At 51.3% G+C, this 22,126-nt stretch carries 17 protein-coding genes; 6 read left to right on the top strand and 11 right to left on the bottom strand.

The window, feature by feature from the left end:
* Positions 1-3: 3 nt before the first annotated feature.
* From bamA to HUN04_00155, 6 genes are all read right to left on the bottom strand, one after another.
* A complete protein-coding gene (gene bamA, locus HUN04_00180) occupies positions 4-2,640 on the bottom strand; it encodes an outer membrane protein assembly factor BamA (protein WDP88248.1) in 2,637 nt (878 codons plus the stop codon).
* A 31-nt stretch (positions 2,641-2,671) separates the two neighbouring features.
* Positions 2,672-3,355, bottom strand: coding sequence for an ABC transporter ATP-binding protein (locus tag HUN04_00175; protein WDP88247.1), 684 nt, complete (start codon positions 3,353-3,355; stop codon positions 2,672-2,674).
* On the bottom strand, positions 3,348-4,598 hold the full coding sequence (locus HUN04_00170; protein WDP88246.1) for a lipoprotein-releasing ABC transporter permease subunit: 1,251 nt from the start codon (positions 4,596-4,598) through the stop codon (positions 3,348-3,350). The genes HUN04_00175 and HUN04_00170 overlap by 8 nt, the downstream gene beginning before the upstream one ends.
* 6 nt (positions 4,599-4,604) lie before the next feature.
* Complete coding sequence (gene lysS / locus HUN04_00165) at positions 4,605-6,083, bottom strand: lysine--tRNA ligase (GenBank protein WDP88245.1); 1,479 nt, start codon at positions 6,081-6,083, stop codon at positions 4,605-4,607.
* Between the two features lie 152 nt (positions 6,084-6,235).
* Positions 6,236-7,531 carry a two-component sensor histidine kinase gene (locus HUN04_00160; GenBank protein WDP93103.1) on the bottom strand — a complete coding sequence of 432 codons (1,296 nt, stop codon included), beginning with the start codon at positions 7,529-7,531 and terminating at the stop codon, positions 6,236-6,238.
* Positions 7,532-7,535: 4 nt separating this feature from the next.
* Entirely contained in the window at positions 7,536-8,747 is a 1,212-nt protein-coding gene (locus HUN04_00155; protein ID WDP88244.1) for a type II secretion system F family protein, read from the bottom strand.
* 147 nt (positions 8,748-8,894) lie between these two features.
* Here HUN04_00155 and HUN04_00150 point away from each other — a divergent pair, with 147 nt between their 5' ends.
* On the top strand, positions 8,895-11,570 hold the full coding sequence (locus HUN04_00150) for a CBS domain-containing protein (protein ID WDP88243.1): 2,676 nt from the start codon (positions 8,895-8,897) through the stop codon (positions 11,568-11,570).
* Between the two features lie 97 nt (positions 11,571-11,667).
* Positions 11,668-12,678: a tryptophan--tRNA ligase gene (trpS, locus tag HUN04_00145; protein WDP88242.1), complete on the top strand. Its 1,011-nt coding sequence runs from the start codon at positions 11,668-11,670 to the stop codon at positions 12,676-12,678.
* On the opposite strand, the gene HUN04_00140 is transcribed toward trpS, so the two are convergent.
* Together HUN04_00140 and argJ are read right to left on the bottom strand one after the other, a co-directional pair.
* Positions 12,667-13,392: an rRNA pseudouridine synthase gene (locus tag HUN04_00140; protein WDP88241.1), complete on the bottom strand. Its 726-nt coding sequence runs from the start codon at positions 13,390-13,392 to the stop codon at positions 12,667-12,669. The genes trpS and HUN04_00140 overlap by 12 nt on opposite strands.
* The gene (argJ, locus tag HUN04_00135; GenBank protein ID WDP88240.1) at positions 13,373-14,542 is read right to left on the bottom strand and encodes a bifunctional glutamate N-acetyltransferase/amino-acid acetyltransferase ArgJ; all 1,170 of its coding nucleotides are present in this window, start codon (positions 14,540-14,542) and stop codon (positions 13,373-13,375) included. The genes HUN04_00140 and argJ overlap by 20 nt, the downstream gene beginning before the upstream one ends.
* Before the next feature lie 183 nt (positions 14,543-14,725).
* Here argJ and HUN04_00130 point away from each other — a divergent pair, with 183 nt between their 5' ends.
* Positions 14,726-15,172, top strand: coding sequence for a MarR family transcriptional regulator (locus tag HUN04_00130; GenBank protein WDP88239.1), 447 nt, complete (start codon positions 14,726-14,728; stop codon positions 15,170-15,172).
* A gap of 39 nt (positions 15,173-15,211) precedes the next feature.
* The gene (gene truA, locus HUN04_00125) at positions 15,212-15,931 is read left to right on the top strand and encodes a tRNA pseudouridine(38-40) synthase TruA (GenBank protein WDP93102.1); all 720 of its coding nucleotides are present in this window, start codon (positions 15,212-15,214) and stop codon (positions 15,929-15,931) included.
* Positions 15,932-15,946: 15 nt separating this feature from the next.
* On the opposite strand, the gene HUN04_00120 is transcribed toward truA, so the two are convergent.
* The 3 genes from HUN04_00120 to HUN04_00110 all read right to left on the bottom strand — a co-directional run bounded on the left by HUN04_00120 (position 15,947) and on the right by HUN04_00110 (position 19,514).
* A complete protein-coding gene (locus HUN04_00120; protein WDP88238.1) occupies positions 15,947-17,728 on the bottom strand; it encodes a chloride channel protein in 1,782 nt (593 codons plus the stop codon).
* 36 nt (positions 17,729-17,764) lie between these two features.
* On the bottom strand, positions 17,765-19,078 hold the full coding sequence (locus HUN04_00115) for an aminotransferase class I/II-fold pyridoxal phosphate-dependent enzyme (GenBank protein WDP88237.1): 1,314 nt from the start codon (positions 19,076-19,078) through the stop codon (positions 17,765-17,767).
* A 163-nt stretch (positions 19,079-19,241) separates the two neighbouring features.
* Positions 19,242-19,514 carry a hypothetical protein gene (locus tag HUN04_00110; GenBank protein WDP88236.1) on the bottom strand — a complete coding sequence of 91 codons (273 nt, stop codon included), beginning with the start codon at positions 19,512-19,514 and terminating at the stop codon, positions 19,242-19,244.
* Positions 19,515-19,799: 285 nt separating this feature from the next.
* On the opposite strand from HUN04_00110, the gene HUN04_00105 reads away from it, so the two are divergent.
* Both HUN04_00105 and HUN04_00100 read left to right on the top strand, forming a co-directional pair.
* Positions 19,800-20,780, top strand: a complete 981-nt coding sequence (locus HUN04_00105; GenBank protein ID WDP88235.1) for a KpsF/GutQ family sugar-phosphate isomerase — start codon at positions 19,800-19,802, stop codon at positions 20,778-20,780.
* Positions 20,777-22,099, top strand: coding sequence for an ATP-dependent 6-phosphofructokinase (locus HUN04_00100; GenBank protein WDP88234.1), 1,323 nt, complete (start codon positions 20,777-20,779; stop codon positions 22,097-22,099). The genes HUN04_00105 and HUN04_00100 overlap by 4 nt, the downstream gene beginning before the upstream one ends.
* Positions 22,100-22,126: the final 27 nt, after the last annotated feature.

Raw genomic sequence — 22,126 nt, 5'->3', positions numbered from 1 at the left:
GCGTTAAAAGAATGCGCCGATGGAAAAATCAAACTGTCCGTCTCCAGTGCTTTTTACGGTTTTGCCGTCAATGACAATGCCGTAGGCCAGGCGGATGGGCCCCATGGGGGAATTCCATCTTAGCTCAAATCCGCTACTTGAAAACTGGTCCCCGAGATCGATGTCATCTCCGTTGGCATATACGTCCCCGCGGTCATAAAAAATCACCCCGTATACCCCTGCGTCTTCTTGGATTGGGAACATCATTTCGGCATTAAACTGGATAAACTTTTCACCGCCCCGTTCTATGGTTGAACCGGCGGGGGTGGCGTTGATATCGGTGTTGTCAAATCCTCTGATGGATTTGATGCCGCCAAGATAGAATCGCTCCCAGTCAATGTCAGGTGAGCCGTTTGTCCTGTCATCCAGGTAGCCTCCCTTGGCATAGAGGGCCCCGGAAAATTTCCAGAACAATGGGAAGTAGATGGATGATTCGGCCTTGTATTTGGTGAAATCAATTTCTCCGCCCAGGAACTCCCCAGCATACTCCATGGACAACCTGTGGTACATCCCGCGGGTGGGTAAAAATCTGTGATTTCTTGAGTCATAGTAAATATAGGGTTCAATGGAGGAAGTGAGGTAATCCCCCTCACGAACCCGTGTCTGTGTAGTATCAACATCAGAGATATCAAACTTCTCAATGTTATAATTGATGCCTATGGCGGTATAATCCCAGAACTGACGGTAAGCGCCTCTTAGGGTCAGCCCCATGGCATCCTTGTCATAGTGATCATATTCGTTTTCGAATTTGTAGATATCAAACCCTGCGGATATAGGCTTGTCAAATAGCCAGGGCTCGGTAAACCCGATGTTGAACAGGGCGTTTTTACCGGAGAGCCGGGTGGTAAATTTGAGATGCTGCCCCTTGCCGAACAGATTTCTTTCTTCGATGGAAAACTGGCCGAAGGGACCGTCGTCACTGGAAAACCCACCGCCAAAGGCGAAATTGCCCGTGGGTTTTTCCGTAACCTTGACTTCCACATCCCGCTGGTTGGGCTTGTCGGTTTTAACCGGCTTGATTTCAACGTTGGCAAAGAAATCCCTCACAGACAGGTTTCTGTGACTGCGCTGGATGCCCTTCATTGAATAAAGCCCCTGCTCCATGATGGCCAGCTCCCGGCGGATGACCTTGTCCCTTGTTTTGGAATTGCCGGTAATGATAATCCTGTCAAAGTAAACCAGTTCCCCTTTGTTTATCTCAAAGGTGATGTTAACAATTTTGTTATCGTTGTCTTTATTGACCATTGGCCGGATACGGGCATTGGCATAACCGGAGTTGACATAAAGATCATTGAGAGTGATCATGTCTTTGCGGATCAGTTCCCGGTTGTAGAGCTCTGATTCTTGAGAAACCAACAACTCCAGTAACTCAGATTCAGAGGTCAGTATGTCACCCTTAACTGCCACGGTGCCGTTTTTGTACTGGTCCCCTTCGTCGATCTTAAAGCGGATGGTAATACTTTCTTCACCCATGTCGATCTGGGCATCTGACACCTTTACATTGATGAATCCGTTATTTTTGTAAAGGGATTCTATACGAATGGCGTCATTGTCTAATTCGGTTTCATCCAGGTCGCCTGAAGAGGTAAGAAAAGACCAGAATCCCTTTTCCTGGGTCTCCATCACGTCTTTGATATCATCGTCGTCAAAGTGTTGGTTGCCCTCGAAAACAATGGATTCAATCCTTATCTTCTCCCCCTCGTCAACGGTGAAAATAATATCGGCCTGGTGGTTTTTCAAAGATTTTATCTCATAGGTCACCTGGCAATTGTGATAATTTTTTTCAAAATAGAGGCGTTTGAGCTTTTCAACATCATTATTAATTTTATATACGTTAAGAATGGAACCGGTGCTGGTGCCGACCACGTCAAAAAGTTCCTCGTCTTTATAGATGCTGTTGTCCTCAAACCGGATATTCCTGACGCTGGGCTTTTCATCCACCTGGAAAACAATCTCGACCCCCCGGTCCAGGGTATTCTTTTCAACGATTACATTATCGAAATACCCCATCTTGTAAATCAGGCCCAGATCCTTGTTAATGGAAGCCGGATTCATCAAATCTCCTATTTTGGACTTGATCACCCGTAATATGGCATCGGATTCAACCCGGTTGTTGCCGGCAACACGGATGGCGGAAATAATTTTCTTCTGGAACAGCTCACCGGTGATGCTTTTGCCCAGGGTAGACACCGCGGAAAAAAGTTCTCCCATATTGGGTGCCTGGGAAAAAAAAGTCAGAGGCAGCTGGTTTTCATACACATTGTGCATCTGGGTATCAATACTGATCCCCTGGCCGGCAATAAAAATATCGCCGGTAATGATCCAGTCTGCGCCCAGACGGATACCTTCTTCCCTGAACCGCTCGTACTCCCAGCCGGTGGTGTCGGTCTCTTTTTCAACCAGGATGATTTTGGCCCCGTCTTTTTCAAGCTTTTCTCTGAGCATGCCTGGCACGGCGGTTTTAATTTTGTCATTGGCAGATTCCGCCTGAACATGGAAAGGGAACACCGCCACACTGACCTGTTGTTCAGCAGCCAATGCCGTTGCTCCAAAAAGATAAAAAAGAACTGTCAATATGACACCGATTTTAGCTTGTTTCATAAATAGTCCCTAAAAAGTAGTCCTGATTGGTTTATGCAGGAACGATCCTGCCTTGGTTCAAGGTTACCCGTCTGTCCAGCATCCCGGCAAGTTCCGTATTATGGGTGACCACCATAACGGTCATTCCCATCTCCCGGTTCACCTCTTTGATGAGACGGTGGACGCTTTCGGAATTTTCCTGATCCAGGTTGCCTGTGGGTTCATCCGCCAGTAGCATATCCGGTTTAAGGACAAGGGCCCTGGCAATGGCAACCCGCTGCTGTTCGCCGCCTGAAAGGTCCTCCACCCGGTAGGTAATCCGCCCGGCGAGTCCTACCCTTTCAAGCATACTTACTGCATGTTTTTCAATAGTTTTTTTGTTTTCGCCGGAAATCAGGCCCGGCATCATGACGTTTTCAACGGCGGTAAATCCCTGGAGCAGATAATGAAACTGAAAAACAAATCCGATTTTCCGGTTCCTGAACCGTGCCAGTTTTTCATCCCCGTAGGTGAGCACGTCCTCTTTTCCATACATCAACCTGCCGCAGTCTGGCCGGTCAAGGGTGCCGATGATATTTAGAAGTGTGGATTTCCCGATCCCGGAGGCACCCACGACGGCAATGGTTTCACCCTTGCCAATATGGAAATCGGCATTCTTCAATACCTCCAGTGAAACGGAACTGGAAATAAAAGCCTTGCTGATGCCCTCAAGGGAAATCAAGGTCGCATTATCCATACCGAATGGCCTCCACAGGATCCATGCGAGATGCCTTGTACGCCGGGTACAATGTGGATAAAAAGCAAATCAACACTGCGGATAGGCCGATCAGGGCCACATCCGTATATTCCAGCTGTACCGGAAGGGTTGAAAAGGGGTATGCCGCAGGCAATTTGATAAACTGGTACTTTTTAAGAATGGTACAGACCAATATTCCGGCTGAGGTACCGATAATGGTGCCGGTTACGCCTATGAGCATGCCTTTTATCATAAAAATGCGGCGAATCATTCCGTGGGTGGCCCCCATGGCCTTGAGGACGGCAATATCCTTGGTTTTCTCCATGACCATCATGATCAGGGCCGAAGCGATATTGAAGGCTGCCACTAGAATAATCAGGGTCAGAATGACGAACATGGCGGTTTTCTCCAGCTTGAGCGCTGAAAAAAGACTCTGGTTGATGTCCATCCAGTCCCGGATATAATAGGGATATTGGATAAACCCCATATCCTGTTTTCTCAAATTTTTGACATGAAAGATATCTTTCACCCAGACCCCAAGGGCTGAAATTTTTCCCCTGGCCGAAACCAGAGACTGCACCTGGTCCAGCCGTGCATAGGCCAGGGCGGCATCATATTCGGACATGCCGGATTCAAATGTTCCCCGGACAATAAACTGCTTCATTGAAGGAATCTGCCCCATGGGGGAAATGATGGTGGATGCGGACATGAGCACCACCCTGTCCCCGGTGATGACACCGACGGAATTGGCCAGTTCCTTTCCGAGAATAATGCCGGGCAGCCTCTTTGCATTGTCTCGGCTGCCGTTCCCCCTTTCATTGGATGAGTCGGCAAGGGCTCGTTCAAGGTCTTCCGGGGAATACCCTTTGATCAGTGCAGCGCCGCTGTCCGGTGTCACCCCTCGTACCATGATGCCGGAAAAAGACCGTTTGGTACGAATCATGGCCTGCCCGAAAAGGATGGGTGAAACCCCCTCCACCCCTGAAAGGCCTTGTATATTCCCGACGAGTTCAGCATCCTGCTTAAAGCTGCCGCCGTAATTCATGATCAGGATGTGGGGTTCCAGGCCAAGAATCCGTTTCCTGAATTCCGTTTCAGCCCCGCTCATCACAGCGATCACCACCACCAGGGCCATGACGCCGAGAATGACACCGGCAACGGAAAGAAAGGTAATCAAAGAAATGAACCCTTCTTTCCGTTTGGCTTTAAGGTATTTTTTGGCTATGAAAAATTCAGCAGGCATAATGCCTTAAGCGTTTTTCATGTGCGGAAAGAGAATGACTTCCCGGATGGAGGCCGAATCAGTGAGCAGCATAACCAGCCGGTCGATACCGATACCCTGTCCTGCCGTGGGGGGCATCCCGTATTCAAGAGCCTCAACATAGTCGGAGTCCATGATATGGGCCTCGTCATTGCCCTCATCCCTCTGGCGAACCTGCATGAGAAACCTATTGTGCTGGTCTTCGGGATCGTTGATCTCGGAGAACCCGTTGGCAATCTCCCGGCCGGCAATGAAAAGCTCAAACCGGTCGGTGAGTTCTGTGTTGGTATCACTTTTCCGGGACAATGGAGAGACCTCCACCGGATATCCGGTGATAAAGGTCGGCTGGATCAACTTGGGTTCCACCAGGGCGTCGAAAAGCTTGGTCAGCACCTTGCCGTGGCGGTCCTTTTTGGTGATGTGGATATTTTCCTGTTCAGCATGCGCCAAAAGTGCCTGGGTATCATTGATGATGGCCGGATCAATACCGCCGATTTCGGAAAGGGAATCAATCATGGAAATCCGTTTCCAGCCTTGGGAAAAATCAATGGTCTCCCCCTGGTACTCAATGGTCGGGGAACCCGTCACCTTTTCGGCAATGGACTCAAACATCACTTCGGTTAAATCCATGAGGTCCTCATAGGTGGCATAGGCCTGGTAAAACTCCACCATGGTGAATTCGGGATTGTGCCTGGTGGACACCCCTTCATTCCTGAAATTCCGGTTGATTTCAAATACTTTTTCAAAACCGCCCACCACAAGGCGCTTGAGATACAGCTCAGGTGCGATCCTTAGATAAAGCTCCATACCCAGCGCATTGTGCCAGGTTTTAAAAGGAGAAGCTTCGGCACCGCCGGGCAGGGGCTGCATCATGGGCGTTTCCACTTCCATAAAGCCGTGCTCCTCGAAAAACCGGCGCATGGCTGCCACAATGGCAGATCGTTTTGTAAAAATATTTCTGGCCTTGTCATTCATCACCAGATCCAGGTAGCGCTGGCGGTACCTCTTTTCCGGATCCTTAATACCGTGGAATTTTTCAGGAAGCGGCCGGACCGCCTTGGACAGCAGCCGGAATTCTTGGGCCAGGATGGTCCATTCGCCGGTTCGGGTCTGGAACAGGGGGCCGGCCACCCCGATGAAATCCCCGATATCAAGTTTTTTGAACAGGGCGTAGGTGTCGTCCCCTACCTTGTTTTTCTGGATATACACCTGCATCTGCTCCCCGCCGTCCTGGAACCGGACAAAGGAGGATTTGCCCATCTTATTGATGGCCATCATCCTGCCGGCCAGGCGGAAGCTCCTGCCCTCTTCTCCCAGGGTCTCCTCTTCCTTTTCAATGATGGATTTCACCTCTGGGACCCTGCAGTCCGGTTTAAAATCGTTGGGGTAAAGATGAATGCCTTCTTCTTTAAGCTCGTTTATTTTTTCTTTTCGAATCTGGAGCAGTTTGCTGGTTGTCTTATCCATAGATCGTTTGTTCCATATTAGTTATTCGGTGCCGTAACTGGCTATTGGTTCACCTTCAGTGCAAATAGGCCGCCGGAACCAGGCCCCGGAGCCTAAAACATGGTAAAATAGCCTGTTTTACCTTGAAATGTCAATAAATAGATGGATAGGGCTTATCTTTTTTGGGATTGGGCATTTTGAAAAATCAGGGTAAAAACGGTGCCTTTGCCGGGCAGGCTTTCGAAGTCCATCACACCGTCATAGGCATCTATGATCCTGTGAATGATGGAGAGTCCTAGGCCCGTTCCTTCATTTTTGGTTGTAAAAAAAGGATCAAAAATATGGGGGGCATTTCCGGGGTCTATTCCTTTGCCGGTGTCACGGACCGTCAGATAAATCCGTTTATTCCTGGGAGCATTCAAGGTTAAAAAAATTGTCCCCTTTCCTTCGATGGACTCGGCTGCATTTTTAACCAAATTCCATATGATCTGCTGAAGATGAACCGGATCCATGCGAACGATTAACTCCTTCTCCAGCCGGGTAACCAGTTCTATTCTGGATTTCCACCCCGGTGTGTTCATAAACAGGGTTTTGACATCTTCAATGGCCCGGGCCATATTGGTCTCCCTGGAATTGCCCATTCCGGGTTTGGAAATCAACCGGATATCTGTCACAATCTGCTCGAGCCGTTCCGTCTCCCTGAGGATAATCTGCATAAGCCTATCCTTGTCCGAGCCGGGCTCGGCCTCATCCCTGAGCAACTGGATTGACCCGGACAAAGAGGCCAGGGGGTTTTTAATTTCATGGGCAATGCCGGAAATCATCTCGTCAACTGCAGCCATCTTTTCCACCCGCTTCAAATGCTCCTGGGTAATTTTCAAATCCTGACGGGCGGTTTTCAACTGGAAGGATAGGATGCCGCTCAGGGCAGCCACGGCAAAACAGGCGGCAATGGTAATGATAATCCGGTAGAGGATCTGGTACTCGTCAACACTGGCGGCCAGGGCGGGGGCCTCGGGAAAGGGGGAGATGATTCTGAAGTATTCAAGCTCAATGAGCAGGCCGTACTGGATACCGGAAAGAATGGCCACCACAAACCCGCCCCGCTGCAGAAGCAGCATGGCCGTGTATATGATCACTACCAGATAGAGAAAGGTGAATATGGAGTGAAAACATCCGGTGACAAAAACGATGGCCGTCACCAGGCCGGTATCGGCAATGGTCTGAACGTAGGCCAGGGTTCTGAGATATTTTCTTGACCTGAGCCACAGATAATAAATAAAGGTAAGAACAAGTACCCCGCCGGCCATCTTGTAAAGGGAAAAAAAGGGCTGCTCCGCAAATTTATCACCGCTATTACTGGAAAATACCAGAGTGGAAAAAATCAGAACAATGGAAAAAACAGCCCGGGCCAGGATCACCCATTTCACCTGAATCGAAAATTCATGGTCCCCCTTGGAAAAAGAGATGCGGTTATCCAATTGCGCTGGCCATGGTAAAAATGGGAAGGTACATGGCGATAACCAGTCCGCCCACCACGACGCCAAGGAATACCAGCATAAAGGGTTCGATCATATCCGTAAGATTTTTTACGGCCTGGTCCACCTCGTCATCATAAAAATCCGCAATCTTTTCCATCATGGTGTCCAGGGCGCCGGTGGATTCCCCCACGGCGATCATGGAACAGACCATGGAGGGAAACACCCCGCTTTCAAGGAGGGGATCGGCCATGGACCGACCTTCGGCAATCCCTGTTTTGACGTCGGCGATGGCAAATTCCACAATTTTATTACCCGCGGTTTTACCGACGATGTCCAATGCCTCCAGAATGGAGACCCCGGAAGAGATCATAGTGGAGGTGGTGCGGGTGAACTTGGCCACGGCCACCTTACGAATCAGAATCCCGATCACGGGCAGACGCAGGAAGAGATCGTCCATGAGAATCCGCCCTTTCTTGGTTTTGTAAACCCTTCCGACAATGATGAAAAACCCCACGATCCCGCCGAAAAGAATGAGAAAGTTATTAATGACAAAGTCGCTCATGGCCACAACCATCTGGGTGGGTGCAGGCAGGGAGCTGCCCATGCTGGAAAACATATCATCAAATACCGGGATGACAAAAACCAGGATAACGGCCACCACAATGACGGCAACGGCCAGGGTGATGGCCGGATAGGTCATGGCACCCTTGACCTGTTTTTTGAGTTTGGCCATCTTTTCCATATAGGCCGAAAGCCGCTGGAGAATGACGTCCAGTATACCGCCGGCCTCGCCGGCCGCAATCATGTTTATGAACAATTCGTTAAAGACCTTAGGGTATCGCTTAAGGGAATCGGCAAATGTTTCCCCGGACTCCACCGCCTCTTTAATCTTTTTTAATTGTTTTTTAAATGTGGGGTTTTCCTGCTGGGACTGGAGAATATCCAGACACTGGAGCAGTGGGAGCCCGGCGTCGATCATGGTGGAAAACTGCCGGGCAAATATGATGACATCGGTTTCCTTGACCTTGGGCTGGAGAAACTCAATATTTTCAAATAAGTCCTTGGGTTTTTTCCTGACCCGGGTGGGGGTGATTTTCCGCCGTTCGAGAGTGAGCCGGACCTGTTCCTGGCTCTCGGCCTCCATTTCCCCTTTGATCTTGCGGCCCTTTGGATTTTTCCCCTTCCACTCGTAGACTACAGCCATGACGTATCCTTATCATTTAGGTTGTTCGTTTTGCCAGCCGTACCTCTATGTTAAAACCTTTGCAGCAGCCTGGTTATCCGGCAATTGTATTTAGAGATTGGATATACTATATAAACTCCAAACATTCTTTTCAACAGGAGTTAACAGGTGACCCGAAAAAAAAAGGCCGTCAGGGCAAAAACTGTCATTACAAGCCATATGAATGCGGATTTCGATGCCATCGGCGCCATGTTAGCTGCCCAGAAGCTTTATCCCGACGCGATTATTATTTTCCCCGGTTCCCAGGAAAAAAACCTGAGGGACTTTTTTGTCCACTCCATGAGCTACCTGTTTAACATGGCCGACCCCGCCCAGATAGATTTCTCCGACACCCGGCGCCTGGTCATTGTAGATACCCGACAGGAAAGCCGGCTCTCAGGGGTTGCCGGACTCCTGAAAGAAAAAGATCTCACCATAGATATTTACGACCACCACCCCCCCATGCCGGGAGAGATCAAAGGAGACCTGGACATCTCCCGGCCCTACGGGGCGACCACCACCATCATGTGTGAGATCCTGAGGGAGAAAGGGTTGACGCTCACCCCTGAAGAGGCCACGGTCATGGCCCTGGGGATATACGAAGATACCGGAAATTTCACATACAGCTCCACCACCCCAGCGGATTTCCGCCAGGCGGCCTATCTTGTGGAATGCGGGGCCAGTCTGAACACCATCTCAAGCCTGGTGGTCAAAGAAATCAAAACGGAACAGGTAACCTGGCTCAACCAGTTAATTACCGAAATGACCGCCCACCGGATCAACGGGGTACAGGTCCATCTGTCAACCATCGCCACCCCAGCCTATGTGCCGGACCTGGCCTCAATTGTCCAAAAGATAGTACGCATGGAAAATCTGGATATCTATTTTGCCGTGGTGCTCATGGGCCCTAAGATCAATATCATTGCCAGAAACCGGCTGCCTGAAATTGATGTGGGCAAGCTGCTGACCGCTTTCGGGGGCGGTGGGCATTCCTACGCCGCCTCGGCCAAGGTGGAGGGAGAGACCCTGGCCCAGGTGGAACTGAAACTTCTCGACATGCTCAAGCGCCAGTTCAGCACCATCCGGGTGGCTAAAAAACTGATGTCCTCCCCGGCCATCACCATTGACCCTGACCGCAACTGCCGGGAGGCAGCGGCACTGATGACCCGTTATAATATCAATACCATTCTGGCCGTTGACGGCACCACCCAGGCCTATGAAGGATACATTACCCGGCAGGTGGTTGAAAAACTGCTCTTCCACAAACTGGGGGGACAGCCGGTGGGCGACTATATGGACTCGGAAACCCATTCCATCACCCTGGAAGCGGATCTCTCTGAGATCGAAGAAAAACTCATTGAAAATAAGCAGCGGATCATACCGGTAATCGACAACAAACGGATCAAGGGGGTGATCACCCGCACCGACCTGCTGGATTATCTCGTGGAACACAACCGGGAAATTTCAAGCATCGAAAAGCAGGTGATGGACCGGCCCAGTGCCAGAAAAAAATATGTCCGCCACCTGCTGGACCAGCGACTTAACCGCAAGACGCAGGATCTCCTCAGGGACATCGGCCGGACGGCGGAAAAACTGGGGATGGAAGTATACGTGGTCGGCGGTTTTGTCCGGGACCTGCTCCTTGACCGGCCCAACGAGGATGTTGATGTGGTGGTTGAAGGCGACGGCATCGCCTTTGCCAGGCATTTTGCCAAGGCCCAGGGCTGCCGGGTCCACCCCCACCAGAAATTTAATACCGCAGTGATCGTATTTGAAGACAGCTTTAAGGTGGATGTGGCCTCGGCCCGGAGGGAATACTACACCATGCCCGCCGCCCTGCCCATCGTTGAAAACTCGTCCATCAAGCTGGACATGGCAAGGCGGGATTTTACCATCAACACCCTGGCCATCGCCCTGAACCCTGAAAATTACGGTATCCTCATCGATTATTTCGGTGCGGGGCGGGACCTCAAGGACAAAACCATCCGCATCATCCACAACCTGAGTTTCGTGGAAGACCCCACCCGGGTATTCAGGGCCATCAAATTTTCCAACCGGTTTGGTTTCAAAATCGGCAAGGTTACGTCCAACCTGATCAAAAACGCCTTGAGAATAGACACCTTCAAGCATTTAAGCGGCTTACGGGTCCTTTCCGAACTAAAACAGATTCTCAGCGAACCCAATCCCATTCCGGCAATGGAAACCATGGCGGCTTACGGCATCCACAAGGTAATCCACAAAGAATTATCCATCACCCCCAAGACCTACGAATTATTTGAGGCAGTGAACAAGGCACTGACCTGGCACGACCTGCTCTACGTTGAAGAAGAGTACCCCAGATGGGCGGTATATTTCATGGCCTTGCTCAACCGTCAGCCCTACCGGGTCTGTGATGAAATCCTGACCCGGCTCATGGTGCCGGTAAAGGAGCGGCAGATACTCATTGAACGGCGGTACAAGGCGGAAAACCGCCTGGCCCATATTGAAGGACGCTTTCCCATTACCCGCCAGGAAATGTATTGGGGCCTGATCAACTTTAAAACCGAATGCATCCTCTATATGCTGGCATTAACCCGGAATGAAGACGTCCAGAAAGCCATTTCAAATTTTTACACCCACCACAGACACGTTAACGCCCTCATCCAGGGCCGGGACCTCCTGTCTATCGGCATACGGCCGGGGCCTGTTTTTACCAAGATATTGAATCTGATTCTCAACGAAAAAATGGACGGGAAACTGCCCACCCGGAAAGCAGAATTGGCCTTTGCCACCCGATATGCCATTGAAAACGATTTAATCAAATAAAAAACCTGCGCTTGATAAATGGGCGGGATTCTGGTACTTCCCCTTTGTCAGCGACCCTTTACAGCAGAACATTGACATACAACGAACAGGAATATATATGAAAAACGCAGATTTTTTAACCGGAATCACCACCTCCGGCACCCCCCACCTGGGCAATTATGTGGGCGCCATCCGGCCGGCAGTGGAATCCAGCAAAGACACCAGCCTCACCTCCTATTACTTTCTTGCCGACTACCACTCCCTGATTAAGAACCATGATCCCAAAAAACGGCAACAATCCACCCTTGAAATTGCTGCCGCATGGATCGCCCTGGGACTGGACTATAATAATTGTGTATTTTACCGGCAGTCGGATATTCCGGAAATCCCGGAGCTGACATGGATCATCACCTGCCTGACGGCCAAAGGACTGATGAACCGGGCCCATGCCTACAAAGCCGCGGTCCAGGAAAACGAAGACCAGGAATATAATGATCCCGACAAAGGCGTCACCATGGGCCTGTTCTCCTATCCCGTACTCATGGCTGCCGACATCCTCATGTTCAACGCCCGTAAAGTTCCTGTGGGCAAGGATCAGGTCCAGCACCTTGAAATGACCCGGGACATTGCCGCCCGGTTCAACCATGTGTATAAAAAGCTGTTTATCCTTCCAGAAGTGGTGGTTGATGAGACCGCAGCCGTGCTGGCCGGGCTGGACGGGCGTAAGATGAGTAAAAGTTACAACAACTTCATCCCCCTGTTTGATACGGAAAAACGGCTGAGGAAAATGATCATGAAGATCAAAACCAATTCCCTGGGTCCGGATGAACCCAAAGACCCGGACACCTGTACCCTCTTTTCCATTTACAAGGCCTTTGCCACAAAAGAAGAGACCAATGCCCTGGCAGACCGCTACAGATCCGGTATTGCCTGGGGGAGTGCCAAACAGGAATTGTTCGAGTACATCAATGAGATTCTCAAAGATCCCAGGCAAAGATACGAGGAACTGATTAAAAATCCCGGGGATATAGAAGCCATCCTCCAGAAAGGCGCCTTGAAGGCCCGGGAATTTTCAGCTCCCTTTCTGGACAAAATCAAAAAGAGCGTGGGAATTCAGTCACTGGGTTAATTTTTTAATCTCTTCGGCGGTGAGATACCGCCACTTTCCAGGCTTTAGACCGCCAAGGTTGATATTTGCCATGCGGATCCGCTTGAGCATATCAACCTTGTTGCCGGTCTGTGCGACCATCTTCCGGATCTGGCGGTTTAATCCCTGCTTGAGGATAATCCTGAATCCCTTTTTTGATATTCTGAAAACCTTAGCCCGGCGTGTCTTTTTCCCGTCAATGACCATGCCGTCGGCCATGGCTTTCAAGGCCTTGTCACCCACGGGACGCACAGTGGTCACCAAATATTCCTTTTCATGGTCATGGGAGGGATGGGAGAGCCGGTTGTGCAGTTCCCCGTCATCGGTGAGCAGCACCAGGCCGATGGAATCCTTGTCCAGTCGGCCCACGGGATAAATCCGCTGGTCCACCTTCACCAGGTCCATGATGATCCTGGTATTTTTCTGGGCACAGGTAGTTACCACGCCTTTGGGTTTATTCACTGCGATATAGGTAAATTCCCTGCCGGCCGTGGCCAGCCTGACCGGCCGATTGTCAAAGGCCACCCTGTCCGTTTCCGGGTTGACCTGGATTCCAAGTTCCGTAACCGTTACCCCGTTCACGCTGATTTTTCCATCAAGGATCAGGCTTTCAGCCTTCCGCCTCGAACAGACGCCGGCATGGGCAAGAAATTTCTGCAGCCGCATCATATTCTTATTAGGTCCTGTAGTCGGCATTTATTTTTACATAGCCTTCGCTGAAATCGCAAAAAAGGAACTGGTCGCTATGCGCCCCCAGGTTCAGGTCAAGCACAATATCAATCTCATCAGCCGTCATCAATTGCGCCGTCTCTTTTTCAGCCCCGGGTCCCAGCCATTTTCCCTTGAGCACCAGAGGAATGTCACCGAAATAGAGATCCATCTTGTCCTGGTCCACCCTGGCGCCGGACCGGCCCGCCGCCGCAGTGATTCTTCCCCAATTGGGGTCTTCCCCGTAAATGGCCGTTTTCACCAGGTTGGAGTGGGCAATGGCTTCCGCCGCCCTGAATGCATCTTCTGGCGTTTCCGCCCCTTTTACGGTGATGGAGGCGGTTTTGGTGGCCCCCTCCCCATCTTTGACCACCATCTTTGCCAAATCATAACAAACCTTGTCCAACACGGCCTGGAAGGCCTCCAGGCCGGGCCCGGGCTCAACCACTGCACCGCCGGAGCCCGACGCCATACAGGCCAGGGTGTCGTTTGTACTGGTATCCCCGTCCACGGTAATCCGGTTAAAGGAACGGTCTCCGGCATGAACCAGGGCCTGTTTAAGCAAATCCGGTGAAATCCCGGCGTCGGTGAGCACATAGGCCAGCATGGTGGCCATGTCCGGACGAATCATTCCAGACCCCTTGGCCACCCCTGTAACGGAAAAGGAGGTGCCCTGGATTTCGCCGGTGCAAGTGACAATCTTTGTGCAGGTATCGGTGGTTAAAATGGCCTGGGAGAACGCTTCAAGTCCGTCGGCGCTGAGCTGCGAAGCAGCTTCAGGGATACCCTGCTCAAATTTATCCATGGGCAGGGGCGCGCCGATCACACCTGTGGAAGAGACCATGACCAGGGACGGATCAATATCCAGGACACTGGCAGCCAGGGCCGTACATCGTTTTGCATCCTCAAGCCCCTGGCTCCCGGTAAAACAATTGGCATTGCCGGAATTGACCAGAATGGCCTGAATCCGCCCCTCCCTGATCATTTCCCGGCCAAGGGCCACGGGTGCTGCCACAACCTGGTTTCGGGTAAACAGGGCCGCTCCCGCAGCAGGTTCTTCAGCATATATCAGCCCCAGGTCTTTTAACCCGTTTTTTTTAATCCCGGCTTTAATACCGGCAAATTTAAATCCCTTCATGGATACGTCTCCCAGACATTAACTAACTATGGTAAATTTTATGGGCCGCCATTATAAAACGCTCAGCCCCTGGTGTAAATGAGCTTTTGCCAATTCCACCCCTTCCCTGGCAAATCCCCCGGAGTCTTGACATATCAATTGAAAGGGGATAGTTGTATGTGCAACACACCCTAAGGAAAACCCATGCATGCACCTAAAGACAATTTTTTAAATACCTGCCTTTTTTTCAATACCAATACCCTGTCCAGACACCTGACCAAGCTTGCCGAGCAGGAATTCGAGCATCTGAATATATCACCGGCCCACGCGTCCCTGCTGCTGCTTGTCTATGAAACCCCCGGGATCAGTCCCAAGGATCTCAGCCGATTGCTCCAGCTGAATCCTTCCACCGTGACCCGGTTCGTGGATGCACTGGCCAGAAAAAAACTGGTTAAACGGATCAACACGGGCAAGGTCGCTTTTATCTATCCCACCCGCCAGGGCGAGGCTGCGCAGGCAGATGTGGCCAGGGCATATAAAAATCTATACCTCAGATACGCCCGTATACTGGGGCCAGAAACAGCAGCCCTGCTCTCCCACCAGGTTGCCCAGGCCAATATAAAGGTAAAGCAGAACCTGGAGCACCGGTAATTGAAAATAAAAGAAAAAAGGCCTGTTAATTTCAGACTGATGATCGAATACGACGGCACCCGCTTTTTCGGATGGCAGAGACAAACCGATAAACCCACCATCCAGGGCGAACTTGAGCGGCTCCTTTCCATCATTCTGAACCAGGAAATTAAAATTCACGGTTCAGGACGCACCGATGCCGGGGTTCATGCCCGGGCCCAGGTGGCCCACTTCCATGCACGGACCGCGATGACGCCCGGGGCTTTAAAAAAGGGGCTAAACAGCATGATGCGCCATCCCATTGTTGTCCATGACTGCCATGAGATGCCGGCGGATTTTCATGCCCAGTATCATGTCAAATCCAAGGAATACCGGTATTATATTCTCAACCGGCGTGAGCCCTGCGCCGTGGGCAGGGATTTTGTGTGGCATGTGAATCACCCCCTGGATATAAAAGTGATGAACCAATGCTGCCAAAGTCTTGTGGGCGTCCATGATTTCAAGGCCTTTGAAAATACAGGCAGCCCCAGGTCATCCACCATACGGGAAGTCTATTGGGCCTCCTGGACCGCCGAAAAGGAAAAAAGGCTGGTATTCAGCATATCTGCGTCGGGGTTTCTGAAAAACATGGTGAGAAACATTGTGGGTACACTCAAGGATGCCGGTGCAGGAAAAATCACACCTGTGGAATTCCAAGACATCATGTCTTCGTGCCAGCGGCCCCTCGCAGGCGCGACTGCTCCTGCAAGGGGCCTGTTTCTTCACAAGGTGATCTATTGACCGACCGGGCAGGTGCTATTCCTGCTCTTTGATTTTGGTCACATGATAATTGTAGTGCGCAATAATATCCCGCCTGTAAATCATCCCGATAAACGCCCCTTTGTCGTTTTCTTTAACAACAGGAAGGGCGTCAATATTTTTCTGGGTCAGTTTCAGCAGCACCGTATTCAGGTCCTCCGACGGGGTGGTGGAGATGAGATCGGAAATCATGATATCCTTCATGACCACCAGATCCTCAAGATGGCTGGTAAAAATCACCTCCCTGATATCGGTGGAGGAAAAAATCCCTGAAAAAGCCCCCTTCTCGTCCATCACCGGGAAATAATGCTGCTTGGTGGTCTGGAATATTTTCTTGAATTCGCTGAAGGGCATGTCCTGATTTACACAGCGTACATCCTTGATCAGATGGGTGAGGTTCTCCACCTTCAGGGTCTGGAGAATATCCATCATGAACTCGCCGGCATGGGCCGGGGAGTCCACCCTGGATTTAACCTGGTTTTCAAAGATAGTCCACTTCCTGGCCAGCAGATAACACAGTGAACATACCAGCAGACTGGGCAGCAGCAGATGATAGGAATTGGTCATCTCGCTGACAAAAATAATGGTGGAAATAGGGGTATTGGATACGGCAGTAAAAAAACCGGCCATTCCCACAATCACAAATGCCCCGGGCTGGGTAACCACAGTTGGCAGGAGCAGATTGAAAATCTTGCCCACGGCGCCCCCCATGGCACCGCCGATGACGACAGACGGACCGAACACCCCGCCGGATCCCCCGGATCCGATGGAAAAGGAGGTGGTGAATATCTTGCCGATGGCCAGCAGCAGAAGGGTTGAAATGGCCAGTTTGTTGAAGATGGCATCCTGGGCCATTCCATAACCGAATGCCAGGGTATAGGGCAGAAAATAACCGATGATTCCGGTACATAAGCCGCCTATGGCCGGCTTGATATGATTGGGAACCTTGAGCTTGTGAAAAATGCCGATCATCCCGTAAAAGACTTTGACATAAAGCACACCGGTGAGCACCAGCACCCCGGACAGGACAATATATGGCCCCAGTTCCAAAGGATTCTGAAACTTGAATCCCGGGGAGTCGAACAGAGAGCCCCAGCCAAAAACCAGGCAGAAGATACAATAGGCTACCACCGAGGAAATCCCGGCGGGGATAATCACCTCGGATTCAAAATCCGGGTCACGGTAGAGCACCTCTGCGGCAAACAGGGCACCGGCGAGGGGCGCGCGGAAAATACTGCCCACCCCGGCCCCGACACCGGCGGCCATCATGATCCGCCGTTCCCGTTCCGACAGGTTGAACCTGGTAGCCAGAAAAGAACCGAATCCGGCACCGATCTGTGCAATGGGGCCCTCCCTGCCCCCCGACCCGCCCGTTGTCAGGGTGATGGTCGAGGCAATGGTTTTAATGATGGGAATCCGGCTGCGGATTGCGCCCCCTTTATGGTGGTAGGCATCAATGGCTGCGTCCGTGCCGTGGCCCTCGGCCTCAGGGGCAAAGGTGTACACCAGCCAGCCGGAAATTATGCCACCCACTGCCGGAAGGATCAGCAGCACCCATCGGTTCAGGGGCGTATCCGTATGGGGCAGCAGCAAATGCTCCCCGGCAGGATTGTCCGGCCGGTACCCGGCCATGGCATCCATGAAATAATGCATGCCCAGCCCGCAAAGGTAATGGAAGAGCACGGCACCGAGCCCTGCGATGATGCCGATGAGGACAAAATAAAACAGCCATTTGGTGGCATATTTCAGATCCACCCGTTTATTACTGGTAATGCTCATTGAAAAAGGCCTTTTTAAGACTTATTTCTCGAATCATTATTTTCTAAGGTCATTGATACCACTGAGGATGATATCAAATAATGTGCTGACATCCTTTTCTTCCAGACAGGAAAAGGCGATCCTGAGGTTTTTGTCACCGATGGAAATCAAGCCGGTGCCGTAATTGTCAAGGAGATGCACCCTCAGCGCCTCAGCATTGACATCCTTGAGTCGGATACACATGAAATACCCGGAATTGAACGGGTATACATCAAAGCCGTCGGCATATTTGGGGTCCTTGAGCACCTCTTTTATTTTCATGGCGCGTGCCTTGAGCAGGTCAAACTTTTCCTGCTTGAGGCTGTCATAGTTCTCGTCTTCCATGGATTTGAGCAGGATGGTCTGGCTCAGGTGGGAGGAATTTGAGATATTCCCCCGGATGCATCCCCCGGTCTTTTTTTCAAGTGCGAGGTATACCTGATCAAGATTTTTCTTCGCTGCAATGCCGTAGGTGACAAATCCCGTTCTGAACCCCCATACATAGTCTTCCTTGGTGGCACCGTCCAGCTTAACGGCAAGCAGCCGTTCTTCCTGGCCCGCAATTTTGGCAAACAGGGATTCCTTGGCGGTTTCCTCCTGGAAAAAGAGCCCGAAATAGGCATCGTCGCAGGCGGCTACCACATTGGTGCCTTCCCTGGCCACATCAATGAGGATGGCGGCCACGCGGTCGGCTTCGGTTTTGCTCAGGGTATAACCGCTGGGATTGTGGGGGAAATTGAGCACGGTGATGATCTTATCATTTTCCGCGGCCTGGGCTCGGATCACCCGTTCAAAATCATCAATGTTAAACCGGGTGAGTGCACTGTCATAAGCCTTGTAATGAACGATCCTGGCGTGGTTCCGTACACAGAAGGTCATGTTGTAATTGCCCCACATCATATCCGGCAGCACAATCACGTCACCGTCATTCACCCACATGTCCGACAATACGGACACTCCGTGGGTGATTCCCGAGGTGACAACAGGAAGGCTGAGGTCCCGTCCCCCAAGGGAGGGATTCTTTTTGTACAGGTCATCCTTCCATTTTTCCCTCAGGGCCGGAATCCCGTATGATGGGGCGTAGGGAAGATAAGCGTCCGGCTCGATGCCGGTGATAAACTGTGTCACAGAAGAAAGACTCAGCACAGAGTTCCCTTCTTTTGCAATCCCGATGGTGGCATTAATTTTATCGGCCTTAACCTTGGCTTCGGCACTCTGGCTTAAAATGCCTTTTGGGAAAAACAGGGCTTTCCCCATGTCCGAGAGCATCTCAAACACATGGGGGGCATTTTCATGAATGATTGTATTCAGTTCCTGGGCAATTGGATTCATCACATTTCCCTTTGTCAGATTGTCAAATGGTTGGCCCCGGCTCACAGGGCAATTGAAATATGCTGCCTGCAAAAAATGAAAAACTCCGCAGCCCCACCCTAAATTCAAGGAAAGCCGCAGAGTTTTTATTAAAAACAGCGTTGCCTGCTTATCTTCTTTAGGCTTATCTTCTCTTGGATGCCTTGATGGGATTGAGTTTCTGCTTTTTGGTGGCAGCAACGGTTTTAACATGGGTGGCAATGTTGCAGTTGCCGTTTTTCCATTTGAGAGAAGGGTCAGGTGCTGCGGTGCAGTACTCGCCTGTGGCGAATTCACCGGTTCTCCGGCATCCTTTGCATTCGTCTACGATGGGAAGGCAATGGCCTTCGTTAAAGCTGCAGCCCTCGGCGGTCATGAATACACATTCGTCACCTTCTCTGACAGTAGTACAAATCATAATACACTTCCTGTTTAGTTTATGGGTATAAAATTCAAAGCGCCCGCCGTCTGCCTGCAGCACCGCCGGGCACCATTATTTGCATTTTTCCCCGCCCGGGGAATATAACCTTGAACAAATATCACAACACCCCGGCGATTGTCAATCATTGTTTTATTCCGAAGCAGGCTTCCCAGGCGGAAAGCCGCAAATTTCACTGGGAAAATAGAACCGGGTGATGTATATACTAAAAAAAAGAGAAGTTTCACAGTTTTAAATAACAACAAAGAAGAATTTTACCGAATTATGATCATAAACGACGCCAAAGAAGTACTGAAAATTGAAGCAGAGAGCCTGCTTGCCCTTACTGAGAAAATAGATTCATCCTTTGAAACGCTTGTCAACGACATCTGCAAATCCAGCGGCCGGGTCATCATTTCCGGTATTGGAAAATCCGGTCTCATCGGCCGGAAAATTGCTGCCACCCTCAGCAGCACCGGCACCAATGCCATGTTTCTCCATCCAGTGGAAGCCGTCCACGGCGACCTGGGCATGGTGAACCGTTCCGACGTATTCATTGCCATATCCAATTCCGGAGAAACCGTTGAACTGAACCAGCTTCTGCCGGTGATCCGTGAGGTTGGCTGCCGGGTGGCCGGATTCACAGGGAAACCCAACTCCACCATGGCCGGATTCTGCGACCTGGTCATTGATACGGGAGTGGAAAAGGAAGCCTGTCCCCTGAACATGGCCCCCACTTCGTCCACCACTGCCCAACTGGCCATGGGCGACGCCCTGGCCGTGGCCCTTATTAATGAAAAGGGCTTTAAAAAAGCGGACTTCATCCGTTCCCATCCCGGCGGGGCCCTGGGCCAGCGGCTTTCCTGCAGGGTCGCCGAACTCATGCTTCCCGGGGATGCAGCCCCCTGCATTCCGGCCGGCGCCTCCATGGCCGAGGCCCTGGCCTGTATGGATGACCACCGGCTTGGCGCCGTATTGATTATGAACGAGGAAAAGACGCTTGCCGGCATTGTCACCGACGGGGACATCCGTCACTGGATGGCCGAAGGCGGATCAAGCGCCGATACAAAAGTCGACCAGCTCATGACCAGCGCTCCCCTTTCCCTGTCACCGGACTCATTTCTTTACGACGCCCTGAACCTGATGGAAAAACACGAAATCACCGTCCTGCCCATTGTCTCAGAAGACAGACGCCTTGCCGGGCTTCTCCACCTCCACGACATTCTGGGCAAGGGCACATTTAAATTCAATGGAGGCAGCCAATGAAAGATGAAGATTTCAGAACGGAAATTCCCGTTCTTGGAGAGGCCAGAATCCCCTCCCCCCTGACCACCGAGGGGATCGCCTCTTCCGGCGGCTCACGGTTCATTACCGATGATGCCAAGATCACCGTGGATGTCAGGGCCGACCGAATTGAAGGGGCGGCTGCAAACACCCTTCTCAGCTTTGAACAGGCCGGCCCCAGGGAAAAAATATACTTCGATCCCAGCAAGCTCAAATGTGCCGTGGCCACCTGCGGCGGCCTCTGCCCCGGGCTCAATGACATCATCCGGTCCATCGTGCTGGAGCTCTATCATCTTTACAAAGTAAAAAATATTTACGGCATCCGCCACGGCCTTCAGGGCTTTATCCCTGAATTCGGCCACGATCTCATTGAGCTTAATCCCAGGGCGGTATCTGGCATCCAGAACACCGGGGGCTCCATTCTGGGTTCCTCCCGGGGGGCCCAGGACATACCGGCCGTTGTGGACTGCCTGGAACGGCTGGGCATCGGTATCCTTTTCATGGTGGGGGGGGACGGGACCCTCATGGCATCCAAAAAGATAGCCGATGAAATCGCCCAGAGGGGACTGAAAGTTTCCATCATCGGCATCCCCAAAACCATTGACAACGATATATTTCTGGTCTCCCGCTCCTTTGGGTTTGACACGGCCGTGGATGTCGCCACCCTGGCCATTAAAGGCGCCCACAACGAGGCAGAGGCCTACCCCAACGGCATCGGCCTTATAAAACTCATGGGCCGCCATTCTGGATTTCTGGCCGCCACCGCAGCCCTGGCCCAGCCCGACGCCAATTTTGTGCTCATACCCGAAGAGGAAATCTTCCTATACGGCAAAAACGGTTTTCTCCAGGCCCTGGAGCGGCGGCTCATCAAACGAAAACATGCGGTGATTGTGGTTGCCGAAGGGGCGGGTCAGAATTTTTTTGATGACACGGATACGGAGTTCGATGCCTCTGGAAATGTAAAACTAAAGGATATCGGTTTATTTCTAAAAGACAAGATAATACAATATTTTAAATCAAAGGATATTCCCATTTCCCTGAAATATATTGACCCTTCCTATATTATCCGCAGCCTGCCCGCCAATGCCAACGACTCGGTTTTCTGCGGTCTTCTGGGCCGGGATGCGGTCCATGCCGGCATGGCCGGAAAGACAAATCTGCTCATATCCTTCTGGAACAACCATTACGTCCATGTGCCCATGGATGCCTCGGCCGGCCGGCGTAAAAAGATGGACCCACGGGGCAGGCTGTGGCAGTCGGTCCTCGAAACCACGGGCCAGAATTCTTTTTTTAAAGATTAATTTCGGGATACGGATGACGCCGGGGGA

The organism is Desulfobacter sp., assembly GCA_028768525.1.
GTDB lineage: Bacteria > Desulfobacterota > Desulfobacteria > Desulfobacterales > Desulfobacteraceae > Desulfobacter.
This window is presented reverse-complemented; position numbering and strand designations above follow the sequence as displayed.